The organism is Fibrella aestuarina BUZ 2, assembly GCF_000331105.1.
Lineage (GTDB): Bacteria > Bacteroidota > Bacteroidia > Cytophagales > Spirosomataceae > Fibrella > Fibrella aestuarina.
In genome coordinates, this window is record NC_020054.1 from 5269621 (window position 1) to 5285185 (window position 15565).

The 15565-nt window shown below is 56.3% G+C and carries 14 protein-coding genes; 6 read left to right on the forward strand and 8 right to left on the reverse strand.

Annotated features, from left to right (window positions below):
* Positions 1 to 92: 92 nt before the first annotated feature.
* The 3 genes from FAES_RS21925 to FAES_RS21935 are packed head-to-tail and all read right to left on the reverse strand — an operon-like array spanning position 93 to position 3152.
* Positions 93 to 1187, reverse strand: coding sequence for a cytochrome-c peroxidase (locus FAES_RS21925; protein WP_015333375.1), 1095 nt, complete (start codon positions 1185 to 1187; stop codon positions 93 to 95).
* Complete coding sequence (locus tag FAES_RS21930; RefSeq protein ID WP_015333376.1) at positions 1184 to 1987, reverse strand: MbnP family protein; 804 nt, start codon at positions 1985 to 1987, stop codon at positions 1184 to 1186. The genes FAES_RS21925 and FAES_RS21930 overlap by 4 nt, the downstream gene beginning before the upstream one ends.
* Positions 1988 to 2042: 55 nt before the next feature.
* Positions 2043 to 3152 carry an MBL fold metallo-hydrolase gene (locus tag FAES_RS21935; protein ID WP_041259321.1) on the reverse strand — a complete coding sequence of 370 codons (1110 nt, stop codon included), beginning with the start codon at positions 3150 to 3152 and terminating at the stop codon, positions 2043 to 2045.
* Positions 3153 to 3205: 53 nt separating this feature from the next.
* On the opposite strand from FAES_RS21935, the gene FAES_RS21940 reads away from it, so the two are divergent.
* Complete coding sequence (locus tag FAES_RS21940; protein ID WP_015333378.1) at positions 3206 to 4477, forward strand: carboxypeptidase-like regulatory domain-containing protein; 1272 nt, start codon at positions 3206 to 3208, stop codon at positions 4475 to 4477.
* A gap of 29 nt (positions 4478 to 4506) precedes the next feature.
* Here the strand turns inward: FAES_RS21940 and FAES_RS29270 are convergent, their stop codons facing one another.
* Entirely contained in the window at positions 4507 to 5724 is a 1218-nt protein-coding gene (locus FAES_RS29270) for a T9SS type A sorting domain-containing protein (protein WP_158408803.1), read from the reverse strand.
* A 114-nt stretch (positions 5725 to 5838) separates the two neighbouring features.
* Positions 5839 to 6123 carry a hypothetical protein gene (locus FAES_RS21950; protein ID WP_015333380.1) on the reverse strand — a complete coding sequence of 95 codons (285 nt, stop codon included), beginning with the start codon at positions 6121 to 6123 and terminating at the stop codon, positions 5839 to 5841.
* Between the two features lie 91 nt (positions 6124 to 6214).
* Between FAES_RS21950 and FAES_RS21955 the strand changes: the two genes are divergently transcribed.
* Positions 6215 to 7105 carry a cation diffusion facilitator family transporter gene (locus FAES_RS21955; protein WP_015333381.1) on the forward strand — a complete coding sequence of 297 codons (891 nt, stop codon included), beginning with the start codon at positions 6215 to 6217 and terminating at the stop codon, positions 7103 to 7105.
* Positions 7106 to 7111: 6 nt separating this feature from the next.
* Here the strand turns inward: FAES_RS21955 and FAES_RS21960 are convergent, their stop codons facing one another.
* The 3 genes from FAES_RS21960 to FAES_RS21970 form a co-directional block, all read right to left on the reverse strand.
* A complete protein-coding gene (locus FAES_RS21960) occupies positions 7112 to 7510 on the reverse strand; it encodes a hypothetical protein (RefSeq protein ID WP_015333382.1) in 399 nt (132 codons plus the stop codon).
* A 74-nt stretch (positions 7511 to 7584) separates the two neighbouring features.
* Complete coding sequence (locus FAES_RS21965; protein WP_015333383.1) at positions 7585 to 8382, reverse strand: PD-(D/E)XK nuclease-like domain-containing protein; 798 nt, start codon at positions 8380 to 8382, stop codon at positions 7585 to 7587.
* 119 nt (positions 8383 to 8501) lie between these two features.
* The gene (locus FAES_RS21970) at positions 8502 to 9161 is read right to left on the reverse strand and encodes a hypothetical protein (protein ID WP_041258286.1); all 660 of its coding nucleotides are present in this window, start codon (positions 9159 to 9161) and stop codon (positions 8502 to 8504) included.
* 458 nt (positions 9162 to 9619) lie between these two features.
* Between FAES_RS21970 and FAES_RS21975 the strand changes: the two genes are divergently transcribed.
* The 4 genes from FAES_RS21975 (at position 9620) to FAES_RS21990 (ending at position 15532) form a co-directional block, all read left to right on the forward strand.
* Positions 9620 to 10087 (forward strand): hypothetical protein, encoded by a 468-nt coding sequence (locus tag FAES_RS21975; RefSeq protein ID WP_015333385.1) that lies wholly within the window; start codon positions 9620 to 9622, stop codon positions 10085 to 10087.
* Positions 10088 to 10250: 163 nt separating this feature from the next.
* Entirely contained in the window at positions 10251 to 10961 is a 711-nt protein-coding gene (locus FAES_RS21980; RefSeq protein ID WP_015333386.1) for a 3-keto-disaccharide hydrolase, read from the forward strand.
* Positions 10962 to 11061: 100 nt separating this feature from the next.
* Positions 11062 to 11949: a hydroxypyruvate isomerase family protein gene (locus tag FAES_RS21985; protein WP_015333387.1), complete on the forward strand. Its 888-nt coding sequence runs from the start codon at positions 11062 to 11064 to the stop codon at positions 11947 to 11949.
* A gap of 316 nt (positions 11950 to 12265) precedes the next feature.
* Entirely contained in the window at positions 12266 to 15532 is a 3267-nt protein-coding gene (locus FAES_RS21990; protein ID WP_015333388.1) for a SusC/RagA family TonB-linked outer membrane protein, read from the forward strand.
* Positions 15533 to 15565 lie beyond the last annotated feature (33 nt).

Genomic DNA, 15565 nt, shown 5'->3' on the forward strand with positions numbered 1-15565 from the left:
CAGCACAGAGACACGGAGATCACCTAGGGAACAATAGCGATTCTATTGGCTCCGTATTCGCTGTGTAATCTCCGTGTTTCTGCGTTGAAAAATCACCTCAACGGCTGTAGATCAGGGTTTTGCAGGAAGGTATAATCGGTCAGCGTGTACAGAAACGAGATAATGTCGTTCTGCTCCTGCACCGTCATCGGAATACCGACCTGACCGTTTTGTTTCAACAGGGGGTCAAGGTAGGGGCTGTCCTGAACGCCGGTGGCGTAGTGGCGCAACACTTGTTGCAGGCTCGAAAACCGGCCGTCGTGCATGTAAGGCGGCGTAAATTCTACGTTGCGCAGACTCGGCACCCGAAACTTGTACAGGTCAGCGTCCTGCGCCGTGATGGCGTACCGACCCTTATCGTCGATTTTGGCGGTGGCCAGTTGAGGCAGGCCGTTGTTACGGAAGCCCTGGTCGGTAAAAAACGGCTCTTTATGGCAACTGGCGCACTTTTGCTGAAACAGCGTCAGTCCGCGCTGAGCAGCCTCTGTCAGTGCCGCGCCCCCCTCCTTCCGCGCCACTTTATCATACGTCGAATTGCTCGATACCATCGTCAGCATGAACTGCGAGAGCGCCTTCAGAAACCGGTCGCTGCTGATGGAATCCGAGCCAAACGCCGCCCGAAACAGGGGCCGGTAACGCCCACTCGTCCGCACCTTCGTCAGCACGTTGGGGAACGTTTCGTCCATCTCGATGGGATTCTGTATGGGTGCGATGGGCAGCAGATCGAGGTCGATGATGCCGCCATCCCAGAAAAACGTGTTGCGCCAGGCCAGGTTCTGAATGCCAGGTACGTTGCGGGTACCCGTCTGGTCGCGGATGCCGTGGCTCAGCGGGTGGTCGGTATGCGAAAAACCGGTAAAAGGCGAGTGGCAGAAAGCGCACGAAATGGTGCCGTCTTTCGACAGCAGCGCATCGTAGAAGAGCGTCCGGCCAAGCAGCACGCCCTCTTTGGTGAGCGGGTTATTGGCAAAATCGTACGTTGGATCAGGAAAATTGGCGGGTTTCTGCCAATTGAGCGGCGTGCCCGTCGATGGGGTAACGGGTGGTTCGGGCTTGACGGGTTCGGTGGTGGGCGTTTGCTTGCAGCCAACCACCCAGCCCCAGAGCGCCACACTCACAGCCAATCCGATGCCCTGCCATCCCCTCATTTTTGCTCCAGCGTTGACAGGCCAAACGAGAACATCGTCGCGTAATTGTTGGCGATCGTGGCCGACACCGGCGACACCATCACGTCGGGGTACTGGGCGATGCTGATCGGCGTGGGACCGTCGAAGAGTTTACCGGCATCGGCCAGCACGACCAGCCGGGTACGTTGGTCGGTGCCGATGTTGAGGGTGTTGCCCGAACTGCTCAGCGGCACCCGCACCGTGCGCAGGTTGTTGAGGGTGCGCGACTGATAGCCGCCAAACAGCCCAATGTGATAGCGGAAATTGCGATTGCCGGTGGCATCAACCGGGGCGGCGGGCGACGTGCCTTCCAGTTTCAGGTGAATATAGCCCGTATTCCAGTCCCAATACATCCCGCTGGTATGGCTGCTGCCGGGGTCGAGTACGCCTTTGCGCCGGCTCACGTCGGCGGTGTTGCGCAGGCTGTCCACCCCAATCATGAATTCCAGTTGACTGTAATCGCCCGCCGGAATGTTGTTGAGCGACATACTCTGCGAGGTCGGGTCCGAGGAGCGAACCAGAAAATAGCTATCGTCCTGCGGCACCGTGTAGGCCGAGCCGTCGGTCCGAAGCAGCCGGATGTTAGTCAGGAAATAATCGAATTTAGAAACGACAAACGACTCCCCGGCCTTGTTCTGGTAGGTCTTGGTAGTCAGCACCAACGGGCTCCCGTTGACCGTATGTTGCAGCGACAGATCGAGGCTACCCGTGCCCGGATCGAGGCTCGATTTACAGGAAAAAATCGCCAGACTAACAAAAAGCAGTGCGTAAAACCGGTTCATAGCGATCGTTTTAGCTATGCAAACATAACGACAGGACGACCTCGATGTTGTAACGCTATTGGGCCCACCAGCGGCTTGTGGGCAACACGCCCCCCAGCGGTACGGGCTCGCCGATACGGGGTGTCGTTACGCGCAGCGAAGCCGTATCGCTCACGGCCGCCGTCAACTGGTTGATCGGCTCCGTCCAGGGGTGAAACGCCAGCGCGAACTTTCCCCAGTGTACGGGCAGCAGCACCTTGGCACCCAGGTCGTTGGCCGCTTTGGCCACTTCGTTGGGAAACATGTGGATACTGGGCCAGTCGCGGCCATACTGCCCACATTCGAGCAGGGCGAGGTCGAACGGACCGTGTTGCTGCCCAATGCTTCTGAAGTGCGGCCCGTAGCCCGAATCACCACCCAGAAACAGGCGTTGGCCATTCAGGTCCATCACGAAGGCGCTCCACAGGGTTTGACCCCGCCGGATACCACGCCCCGAAAAATGCCGGGCCGGTACCGCCGTCAGCGTAAAGCCGTCTGACAGGGTGGCCGTTTCGTCCCAGTCCAACTCCGAAATCCGGGTCGGGTCGTAGCCCCACCGTTCGAGGTGTACGCCCACACCGAGGGCAGTCACGACCCGCTTTACTTTGTTGCTCAGCCCCTTCACCGTTTCGTAGTCGAGGTGGTCGTAATGGTCGTGGGTAATCACCAGCAGATCAATCGGCGGCATATCGGCAACCGTATACGCATCCGCGCCGGGAAACGCTTTCCCGAAAACCGGCACGGGCGATGCATAGCCCGAAAATACCGGATCGACCAGCACCGTAACGCCACCCGATTTGATCAGGTACGACGAATGGCCAAACCAGACGACGGTAGTGCCAACAGCGGGCAGGTTGCGGAGATCGGTCCTGACAGTCGATAACGGCTGTTGGGGCTCCACGTCGGCGGGTTTCCGGAAATTATCGGTCAGCATAGCCCAGTACGAGGCATCGCGGCGCATCACGTCGGTCGGCTCAACATTCTGGAAAGCCCCTTTGCTCCAGTGTTTCGATTGTTCGATGCGCGTCAGGCGAACATCGGCGGGCACGCCGCCAAAAGGCGCCGTTTGCATAAACAGGTACGTACCCAGGCCCAACAGGGCAATAACAAGTAGGATATAGAACAGCATTCGTTTCAGGCGATTCATGGGCCGAAGGTAGCGACAACCAGGCCGATCCATCATCGCTTTGGCTTGATAGTATGTCTGTTTTAATTGACGATTACGATTCGTTTTGTAACTATGCCCCGGTCAACATGGGCATCATGGGTGGGTTTCTTTTTCAGCTTCGGTGGGTCATCATCGGTTTGCTGCTATCGTCGGTAGGGCTGGCGCAGTCACCGGTGCTGCTTCGGGGGCGGCTGGTCGATAGTCAAACGGGCCAACCCCTTCCCTATGCCGCCCTGTACGTCCCCCGCCTCAAGGTCGGCACCGTCGCTAATGGCGATGGTCGTTTCCAACTCCACATCGATCAGGCTGCGCCCACTGATAGCCTGCGCCTTTCGATGGTAGGTCATCAGACCCGGTACGTGGCGCTCCGCCAGCTGACCGACCACGCAGAGGCGCTGACCTTGGCGCTTGTGCCCGCCGCACAACACTTAAACGAGGTCGTCGTGCGTCCCATTGACCCGGTCGATCTGGTGGTGAAGGCAGTGCGGCGCATTCACAAGAACTACCCTGATCAGCCGGCTATGATGACCGGTTTCTACCGGGAATGGGTACGTGAGAAGGAATTTTTGGTGCAGAGCGAAGGGCAATTGGAGTTGTATAAAGCCAGTTATGGGCGCAGCAGTTCGGCCGATGCCGTGCGGATGCTAAAAGGTCGCCGCAAACCGCTGCCCACTTATTTTTTGTCAGGAACGGATACCTGCCACCTGCCCAATATCACCAACGGCCCGCATCTGGGCATCATGCTCGACATTGCCAAACTAACCAACTTGGGTACGTTCCTGCTCCCATTTGGTGAGGCTGGTTATACCTACGCGTACGAGGGCATGACGTCGGTCGACGATCGCGACGCGTACATCATCTCGTTTACACCCCGTTTGGGTCCGTCGCCACGCAACAGCGCTTTTTTCGAGGGGAAGGTACTGATCGAAAAATCGTCGTTAGCTATCGTAAAAGCCCATTTTACGCTGTCGTCCAATGGGCGTATGCACGTCAACAACGGGTTGCGCATTTATCAGTTACCCATTCATCTGCTGTATCGGCATTACCTCATCACCTACCAACCACTCGACGGGCGATACACGCTACATCATGCGCAGGTCGAAAACCACTATCAGTACACCGCCAGACCGGCTCAGCTAATCCGTAACCTGATGGACTTCGTGGTGACCAAAACCAGTTTCGACAACGTCCAGAAATTTGCCCGCCGGGACGTAATCACCGAAAACCAGTCCTTTTCGGAACGGGTCATGGACTTTGACGATAGCTTTTGGGCCAATGACAACGTCATTGTCGAGGAGCAGTGAGGCTGGCTAAGGTGTGCATTCGACGCCCCCTAGTTAATCAGCACGTGGCGGGTTATAGTGGGCTGACCCTGTTGCTGTAGGTGTATCAGGTACAGACCAACGGGCAGATCACTCACCGTCAGGTCCGTAACATCACCCGCGCGGGACGTTTTACGGCGCAGTATACCCAACGCATCATAGAGCAATATGTAGGCTGGCGTTGTCTGTTCGGCCGTTGGCCAACGTACCTGAAGGCGGTCGTGGGTTGGGTTCGGAAACACCTGCGCTGTGATGTCGGTCCCAGCCCAAACGGCCAACGGCCGCGATACGGACGCGGCTCCGTCGTTGTCGGTCTGGCGAAGGCGGTAGTAGTTCCAGCCGGGAGCGGGGGCTTCGTCGGTGAAGGTATACGTCTGGCGGGCGGTGGTGGTACCGCTGCCGGTTATGCGGCCCAAGGTGGCGTAAGTTGCCGCGTCGGCGCTACGCTCGATGCTGAATGAAGCGTTGTTGACTTCGGAGGCCGTTGCCCAACTGAGGCGGGTAGTTTTCCCGAGCGGTTCGGCCTTGAAGTCTAGGTACGTTACCGGCAGCGGCGTCGAGCCGATGGTAATGTCGTCGAGGCGTAGTTCGGGGCGCGTACCACTGCCTGTGCCCGTCTGGTAATAGACCCAACGCAACTGCACAACCGGCTGATCGTTGACGGTACTGGGAAGCACTAGGCTGAACGCCTGACTGGTGCCGGTTGTCGAGGCCACGTAAGCCGCACCCGCAACGTTGGTAAAGTTGCCACTTGTGCCAACCCGGTATTGCAACTGAATGGCATAGGGGCGCCCACCCGATGCTACGGTCCCACCCGTCCAGCTCACGATAATCCCATCGCGGCCAGTTGTGTTTAGCGCGACTACCGCGCTACCTACGAAGCGTGTATTGCTGACTGTTCCCCCCACGCAATCGTTAAACTGCGCTTCGGCTGTATTCAGAAAACTGATTCCGGCGCTACCCTTCCCTAGCAAACGCGAGCGAGCCGTCAGGTTATAAGCGCATTGGTAATCGCCGGTACCGGGGGCCAATGGGTTAAACAGGTTATCTTCTCCGTCGCGCGATGTCTGGAAAACCATGTTGGGGGGATAGGTACCCGCCGCCGAAGCTCCGTCCCAGCTGACGAAGGTGTAGTTTCCCGACGAAAGGTCGAATGGAGCCGGATTTGACTGGCTACACCCGACCCGCGCTATGGCTAATAGACCTAACAACGCGTACAGCTTTTTCATGAGATACATGGATAGACAACGGCTTAGACCTCCGCTAACTAAGCAAATATTCTTAAGCAGTTGCGTTATTTACGCCATTTTTCTCAAAAAAATCTGACATTCGGCGACAACCGGCTAGTCGGTATCGGGCTGCTCGGGCCGGGCTAGCAGGTAAACGACCAGGCTAAACGCCAGCGCCCCGCCACCGGCCAGCAGCAGGGTAAACACTGTCAGGTTAAAATCATCGCTGGGCTGAATGGGGCCACGCCTCGCCAGCAGATACCCAACACGACCCATCAGCGTCAGGGCCGACAGCGTACACCCCACCACGATCAGCCACAGAATAACGGGCACGCGTTTCCAGCGCCACCCCACTACCCGGCCGTCGGGCGTTACATATGTTTTGGCTCTTTTCTCCACCGTATCTTGTTTGCTAAGTAACGTTTAACGTTTTAACTCGCCACTTTACTGTAAACGGGCAATCTTGTGGTTATTCCACCAACTGGTTTTTATGCACGCGCACGATCATTCACACAACCACACTGCTCACTCACACGCCACCACGATCACAACCATCAACCGGGCCCTGATGATTGGGGCGGCGGTCAACATTCTTTATGTGCTGGTCGAAGCCGGGGTGGGGCTATATACGGGCTCGGTGGCTTTGCTGGCCGACGCGGGGCACAATTTAAGCGATGTGGCGGGCTTGTTGCTCTCCCTGCTGGCTTTTCGGCTGGCGCGGGTAAAGTCGTCACCAACGTTTACGTATGGGTATCGAAAAAGTACGGTGCTGGCCTCGCTGGCTAATGCGGTGCTGTTGCTACTGGCCGTCGGGGCCATTCTGCTGGAAAGTATTCAGCGTTTCAAGCACCCTAGCTCCATTCCGGGGGGGACGGTGGCCTGGGTAGCTGCTCTGGGGATTGTGGTCAACGCGGCGTCAGCACTGCTTTTTTTTCGCAACAAAGAACACGACCTAAACATGCGCGGCGCGTACCTGCACCTGCTGGCCGATGCGCTCGTATCGGTTGGCGTGGTGATCTCCGGGTTACTGATGCGTTACACAGGCTGGTTCTGGCTCGACGCGGCCGTGGGTATCCTGGTTGCGATCGTGATTCTGGTGGGTACATGGCGGCTGCTTACCGACAGCCTGCGCCTGACGCTCGATGGTGTACCCGCCAACATCATGCTCGCCGACGTGCGGCAGACGATTCAGGACGTTCCGGGGGTCGTGGCGGTAGAGCACATACACGTATGGGCCATGAGCACAACCGAAACCGCCCTCACAGCCCACCTTACGCTCGACACTAGTTTGTCGGCAGATCAAATCGCCGCCCTAAAAAAAGAGGTGCGCCACGAGCTGGAGCACCTCAACATTAGCCACGCAACGCTGGAGACGAATTGAACGGGTCTAGTCTTCCAGCCACATGACTTTATCGTAAGCGATTTCGTAGTCCATCTCCTGGAGCGGCGTCGTCCCCACAAAACGTCCCGCCGGGCTCACGCGAACGCCGTGCCACAGGCCCGTGGCATCCCGAAACAGCAGCCGGTAGCCAAACAGCGGGTGGTAGGTACCGGCATCGGTACGGTGGTCCCAGCCCGTGTGCAACTCGATGGCGAACCCCACCCGGTCAATTACCTCGGCCATCTGGTCGAGCAACGTACCTGTGGGGCTTAAATCTTCAATCCACAACACCAGATTGTCGGTCCCCCAGTCGAACTGGATAGCCGACGGGCGTACCGACAGCAGAGCGGCCATGAAACTGGCCGTATCGGTGCTCGGAGTAGTCGAAGTGGGCGTTGTGTTCATCAGCTTTGTTGTTCCGGTAGCAACCGGCTCAGCCGGTTGCTACCCTGTTCAAATAGAACAAAAACGGCCCCGAATTAATCCGGTAACCCGTTGGTTTCCTGCCATTTTTTAAGCCAAAAGCGGTACTTTTTGCGACCGTAGTCAACGAAGCCGGGCAGGGCCGTGGCGTCCACCGCAAACAGCCGATGCGGGGCCTGTTTGGTCACGCCAACCAGCACAAACCGGAACCGCCGGGTGGTATCCCATTCACCCGAATCGGCATGTTGCAGGCTGTCGAGGTAAAACGCCGCCTGCCGGTCGTAGTCGTAGTCGTAACAGCTTTGCAGAAACTGCGCCTGCGTGCGGGCCGACGTCGTCTTGAAGTCAAGCACCAGCGCGTTGTGGCGTTTGGGGCTCGTGTAGACCAGATCGAGGCGCGCCTTGCAGGCCACCTGCGTAACCGGGTCCGTAAACAGCACCACCCGGTCGCGTTCGGCCATGCGCAGGTAACGCCGGCAAAACGAGTCGTGCCGGATCGTCTGCGTCAGGCTCGTTGGGGTGTTATCCGTAGTCAGGTCGCCACCCAGGGCATCCGTCATGAGCCGATCGTTGGTCAGGTCGGGCAATAGCTGCTCAAGCACCGTCGCTACCGATTCGGGTTCGAGCAGGTGCTGATGAAAAGCTTTGCCAAACGCCCGGTTGCCAAAACGGCTGGCCGATTCAGCCCCCCAACGCGCCGTTGGCTGCTTGCCATTGGTGTAGCCTAGTTGCTCTTCCTTCAGGCGCGTCAGGTCGGAGTTCGATACGCGCGGCAACGTGCGGTAATCGCCGGGTAAGGCCATGCCGGCACGTACCCAGCCCATCAGTTGGTCGGTCAACAAAGAGGGAGTCATGAATAAAGCAGTTTAAGGGTCAACGTTCAACGCCTGGGGTTGCCAGCCTGTGCCTGTTGCTTCGGCTGGCAAACCTCGCGCGGACGTCGACCATACAGCAGTCAAACACGTACCGGCGATCAGGCCGTCAAGAGCGCCGGACCGGCGATTGGCCCCAGAACGGGTTCGTCGATAGCGTGCGCAAACGGGTTGTAGTAGTTAAACGCCGTCTTGATGTTGGCGATGTCGGTCAGGGTTTCCTGCCGGAACACCTTGTAGTCCTGCGCAAACAGTTTCAGCTCGGCCGATTTCTCGGGGTTCGCCATCTGGTATGAGAAGTTGGCGATGTAATAAATGCCCTTGGGCTGAATTTTATTATTTTCTTTTTTCTCCGCCGTAGCCGTGATCACCACGTCGGCCAGCGTGAGGTCATCGTAGTACAGCGGCTCGATCAGCCGGAAGATATTGTCGACCGAATAGCCGTGGAAGAGCACCGCCGATACGCAGTTCTTCTCGTCGATGAAAAAGAGCTCAGCCCAGTTCTTCGTGCCCATATTCAGGATGTTATCCGTAAAAATGCGCCACGCAATAGGCTGAAACGTGAGGGTGCGGCCCAGCTTCTCAACGCCGTTGACATTAAACACACCCTCCTTGGCATCGAACCGATACTGACGCGGGTGCCCTTCCAAATACTTGTACCGGCTGACCACTTCACCCGTCGTTTCGTGTATCATTTGATACGGTTTCACGACCTGAGCGTTTTGAAAAGTCTCGATTGTGTTTTTGTTTTGCGTGTTCATTAGTATTTGTTGTTTACTGTTCGAGCAGGGGGTCCGGTTGAGGCCCCTTTTGCCTTTTACAGGGGTTGTTTAACAACTTAAAGATACCGTATTTTAGTCAAAAAGAAAAACATAAATCGGTCGCACTTTACCCGCCAAAACCAGCGCTACCGAAGCAGAAAAATAATCAACACAATCTTCTAGTAATCAGTAATTTACAAATCTATTCTTGGCACCGTTCGTTACGCCAAAAAAGGCCATTCGATAAATCAGTCCTCTATTTCACTTGTACACTATCTATTGCTCTATTGGCTTCGCGCTAAAATCAATTTACACAACTCAATTAGTCGGTATCGTCTGATGGCCTGATCGCCGCTACGTACCTGACGTCCCTTGCGCCTGACGCGGGCTGTGCTTTTTCGATTTTAAACAACTCGCCAGATAGGTGGTTTAGTAAGCAAACACGAATCACTCAAACCATGGCAACTAAATCCGCTTTTGATCCCGATCAGGTTGATTCTGACTATTATTCGAAAGATCCCAATCAACAAGGTACGTCCGACTACGGCCACGAATCGGAAGGGGTCGGCACGAATGCCTATAAAGACAGCACGGCGGGTGCTGATATGGAAGCCGCCAACCGCGACGACGTGACCAACGCCCGCGCCGAAAACTGGAGCGACAACAACCCTGATGCCCCCAGCGGCGAAAGCGTAGGGACGTATCAGGAGTGGGACGTGAATCCCGACCTGCTTAACCCCGACAAGCCCAAGCGCGGCCTGACCGAGTTTGAAGCCCAGAAACTGGAATCCATCTCCGACAACCCGTCGGATGAAGCGCTCTTCAAGCGGGCTGATGCCACGTACCTGGAACAGGGCGATAACCCGAACGTCGGGTATGATCCTCATAACAAAGGCTACGACGGCAAAGCCGGGAAAGAACAATAAGCTTGTTATAACCCTGTTATAGAGCAGGCAACCCACGCGGGTTGCCTGCTTTTTTTGTGCTTTATGGTTAAATAGGCATTTTTGAACCCTTTCTCAACGTGACCGTCTGTCAGTAGCGCGACAAACCGGTTGCCCGAGTGTACTGACATAAAAACCGCAGTTTATGAACCGCATGAAAACAACGCTGGGTATCGCCCTGATTACCCTGGTTATCGGCACCAGCGCAACGACCCTGAAAGAGCCCCTGAAAGGCAAGTGGGAAAGCCTGTTTGACGGTAAAACGCTCACCGGCTGGCATACCTACAAAAAAGCGGGTCAACCCGTTTCTGCTAATTGGAAAGCCGAAGATGGCGCGATCCATTTTACCGGCGGCCGGGGCGGCGGCGACCTGCTGACCGACAAAGAGTACGGCAACTTTGAACTGGAAATGGAGTGGAAAATTTCGGAGGGCGGCAACAGCGGCATCATCTACCACGTTTCGGAAGACCCCAAATACAACGCTACGTACTTCACCGGCCCGGAAGTGCAAGTGCTCGACGATGAGCGCCACCCCGACGCCAAAGCGGGCGTTAGCGGCAACCACAAAGCCGGTTCGCTCTACGATATGCTGCCCCCCGCCGACCTGAACGCCGTGAAACCCGCCGGCCAGTGGAACAAGGTGCGCATCGTGATTGCCAACAGCAAAGGCGAGCATTACCTCAATGGCAAGAAGGTTGTCGAGTATCCCACCACCGGCCCCGAGTGGGACAAGATGGTGGCCGCCAGCAAGTTTAAGGCCTGGGATGGCTTCGGCAAATACGCTACTGGCCGGATCGCCCTGCAAGACCACGGCAACGAAGTATGGTTCCGTAACATCCGAATCAGAGAGCTTTAACTTTAATGAATAATGTGCAATGAGTAATGTACAATACATGATTTCTCAAGCCTGATCTGGCTATTCATTGTACATTATTCATTCTGCATTACCTCCCCCCATGCAACGTCGCAACGCCCTCCGAACCCTAACCGGTACTGCCCTGTCGCTGACAGCCGTACCTTCTTTTTCGCAGCTTATGAAAGAAAAAGAGCCCCTTGCTCCCACCCAACCGGCAGCTGCTGCTCTGAAAGGTAACATCAACCATTCGGTATGTCGCTGGTGTTACTCGAAAATTTCGTTGGAAGACCTCTGCAAGGCGGCCAAATCGATCGGTATCAAATCGATTGAGTTGGTTGGCCCCGAGGAGTGGCCGACGCTCCAGAAATACGGCCTGACCTCGGCCCTGCCGTGGGGCGCCGGCAAAGGCATCACCGATGGCTTCAACGATCCCAAGCTGCATGATGAGCTGGTAGCCAGTTACGAGGGTATTTTTCCGAAGCTCAAAGCAGCGGGCCTCACCACCGTGATCTGTTTCTCGGGTAACCGCCGGGGCATGAGCGACGAGGTGGGCATCGAGAACTGCGCAAAAGGCCTTAAGCGCCTCATGCCCAGCGCCGAGAAATACGGCATCACGATGATTATGGAATTACTCAACAGCAAGGTTGACCACAAAGACTACATGTGCGACCACACTGCCTGGGGCGTCAAGTTGTGCAAAGCGGTCGGCTCTGAGCGCTTTAAACTCCTGTATGACATCTACCACATGCAGATCATGGAGGGCGACATCATCCGTACCATCCGCGATAGCAGCCCGTACATCGGGCATTACCACACGGGTGGCAATCCGGGCCGGAACGAGATCGACGAAACGCAGGAGATCAACTACCCGGCCGTGATGAAAGCCATTGTGGCCACGGGCTACAAAGGGTTTGTCGCCCAGGAATTTATTCCCAAGCGCGACCCACTCACTAGCCTCCGCGAGGCGGTTAACCTGTGTGACGTATAACCATAACCGTTAAAAAAATTTAAAACGGCACTTATCCTCAAGATAGGTGCCGTTTTTTATGCCTAATTGCAATGCATTGCATATAAGTAGGTTTAAGTAATAAGATTGAGTACGGCCCTAAAAAGGCCAATTTATACTTAGTAGACCAAAATAATAGAAATTGTATTTTTTAACGAAAAAGTGGGGTATTATGCAATCGATTGTATAATTATTAAGGCAATAATCAAATATTAATTTGTCACCTGTAGGCCGGGTAATAGCTTTAGCCTCGATCGGGAAACTCATCCGGTCTGATTAAACTAAACTCAACTCATCTATGGCAAGCAGGAATCTCTCCAAACTGCTACTTGGCTTTAGCCTTTTGCTGGGTACGTTACTCTCCAGCACACTAGCCCTCGCTCAGGGCACTACTCGTACCGGTCGGGTTACGGGTCAGTCTGATGGAGCGGGTATTCCAGGGGTTAACGTAACGATTAAAGGCACCACGCGTGGGGCTGTCACCAATGCAAACGGTGATTTTACCATTGTAGCCGACAACGCTGCAACACTTGTTTTTTCGTTTATCGGGTACAAATCGCAGGAAGTCGCTGTCGGCTCTCAGACCACCTTTACGGTCACGCTGGCAGATGATGCTACCTCGCTCAACGAAGTCGTTGTTACGGGTTATACCAGCGATAGCCGCCGCGAAACATCCGGTTCGGTATCAACCGTGCCGGCTCAGCAGTTGAAAACGGTGCCTTCTGGTAACGTTGAACAGCAGTTACAGGGCCGCGTAGCGGGTGTAACGGTGATCACCAACGGACAACCGGGCACCAGCAGCCAGATCCGGGTACGTGGTTTTGGGGCCTTTGGCGGTAACCAACCCCTGTATGTCGTGGATGGCGTTCCGACGCAGAACATCAACTTCCTCAACCCCGACGACATCGAGTCGACGACGGTCCTGAAAGATGCCGCAGCGGCGTCGATCTACGGGGCACGGGCGGCCAACGGCGTAATCGTGTATACGACCCGCCGCGGCCAGCGCCGGGCGCAGAAACTGACCGTTACGTATGATGGTCTGTACGGTTTTACTGATCCGGGTAAAGGTCAGCCCATCCTGAATCCGCAGGAGCAGGCCGACTGGACCTGGCAGGCGCGCCGCAATGATATCTATCAGGCTGGCGGCACGGTTGGCCCCGATAGCTTCACGGGTCTGGCTGGTGGCCAATATGGATCGGGCCAAACGCCTGTTCTGCCCGAATACCTGCTGGTAGGCACTCGGGCCGGCGTAACGGGCGGCGTTGATCTGGCGGCCGAACGTACCCGGTACAACACCAACCCGGCCAACGGCGCCGTGTACCTGGTTATTCCGTCCAACAAAGAAGGTACCAACTGGTATAAAGCCATCACGCGCACGGCCCCGCTGCTGCGCCAGACGCTTGGTTTCTCAGGCGGTACCGACGCGAGCCGCTTCTACGTTAGCCTGGGCATGCAGAATCAGGGGGGTATCGTTCAGTACAACGATTTCAGCCGCTACACGCTGCGCGCCAACACTGAGTTTGATCTGACCAAAAACCTGCGCATTGGCGAGAACTTCCAGCTCACCTACCTGTCGGTTAAAGGGCAGCAGGGCGGTAGCAACGGCCAGAACGTAGCCGCCGAAGAAAACGACGTCTTGCTGGCGTTCCGGATGGCGCCCATCGTGCCGGTCTACAACTCGTTTGGTGGTTATGCCGGTACGGCAGCACCGGGCTTCAACAATGCCCGTAACCCGGTCGCTAACCGTCTTGGCCAGCAGAACAACCTTAGCAACAGCATTATCGGCTACGGTAACGCCTACATTGAGTTTGATCCGATCCCGGCCCTGACCCTGCGGAGCAGCCTGGGTGGTAGTTTCTACAACAACTACTACAACTACTACAACCGCGCTCAGTACGAAAACTCGGAGAACAACACCAACTTCACGTATGGCGAAGGCGCCAGCACGGGGCTGGCCTGGACGTTCACCAACACGGCGCAGTACAAGCAGCGGTTCGGCATTCACTCAATCGACGTATTGGGTGGTATCGAAGCCCTCAACACGGGCAGCGGCCGCAACATCGACGGCTCAGGTCTGAACCCTGCCACGGTCGATCCGGCCTACGTGAACCTAAGCACAACCACGCCCGGCTCTACCCGGCTGGTCAACAGCGGCAACGGCCTGGGGGTTAACTTCTACTCGCAGTTTGCCCGGATCAACTACGTGTTCAACGACAAGTATATCGTAACGGGGGTGATCCGCCGCGATGGTTCGTCGCAGTTCGGGGCTAATAACCGCTACGGGGTATTCCCGGCCGGTTCGGTTGCCTGGCGCCTGTCGTCGGAGCCGTTCATCAAAAACCAGTCATGGATCAGCGACCTGAAAGTGCGGGGTGGTTACGGTACGATGGGTAACTCCAACAACGTGAACCCCAATAACCAGTACAACCTGTTTTCGTCGAACCCCGGCAACGGCTATGACCTGACGGGTGCCAACACGTCGATTACGCCCGGTTTCTACCGCAGCCAGATCGGTAACCCCGATGCCAAATGGGAAACCTCGATCACGACCAACTTCGGTATCGATGGGTCGTTCTTCAACAACCGCCTGGAAGTCATCTTTGACCTGTGGCGGAAAGACACCAGAGACCTGCTGTTCCAATTGGGTCTGCCGGGTGTTGTAGGGGTTCGGGCCAACGCGCCGTCGGTCAACATCGCCAGCATGCGTAACCAGGGTATCGACATTCAGATTATCGGCCGGGGTAACGTCACCAGCGACCTGACCTACGAAGCCAACCTGACGGGTAGCTTCCTGCAAAACCGCATCACGGCGCTGGCTCCGGGCACGCCCTATTTCACGGGCAGTGGCCAGCGGTTGAGCACGCCGGTCGTTCGCAACGAACCGGGTCAGGCGATCTCGTCGTTCTTCGGGTATAAGGTGATCGGGCTCTTCAACTCGAAAGAAGAAGTATCCTCGGCTCCCACGCAGGATGGCGCCGCTCCGGGCCGTTTCCGTTTCGCCGACATCAACAACGATGGCCGCATCAACGACGACGACCGGACGTACCTGGGCAGCCCCGTACCGAAATTCACGGGCGGTGCTACGCTGACGTTGAAGTACAAAAACTTCGATTTCGTCACGTACCTGTACACGTCGCTGGGCAACCAGATCTTCAACAACTCGAAATGGTACACCGACTTCTACCCGTCATTCCCGGGAGCAGCCATCAGTGCCCGCGTGAAAGATTCGTGGCTCCCCACGAACACTAACACGAACGTACCCATTTTCGAGTCGACGTCGAACTTCAGCACCAACACGCAGGCCAACTCGTACTACGTAGAAAACGGCTCGTACCTGCGGATGCAGAACCTGACGCTGGGCTACACCCTGCCGGCCGGTATGCTGGATCGGCTGGGCATGAAGCGCGTGCGGATTGCGGTAGCAGCCAACAACCTCTTCACCGTTACGGGCTACTCGGGCCTCGACCCGGCTGTAGGGGGCGCAGCTGATACCAACTTTGGTATCGACATCGGTAACTACCCCCTCACGCGTAGCTACAACGCCGTACTGAACATCAGCTTCTAAAACCAGATAACGGTCAGGTAGCCGATGCTGGTA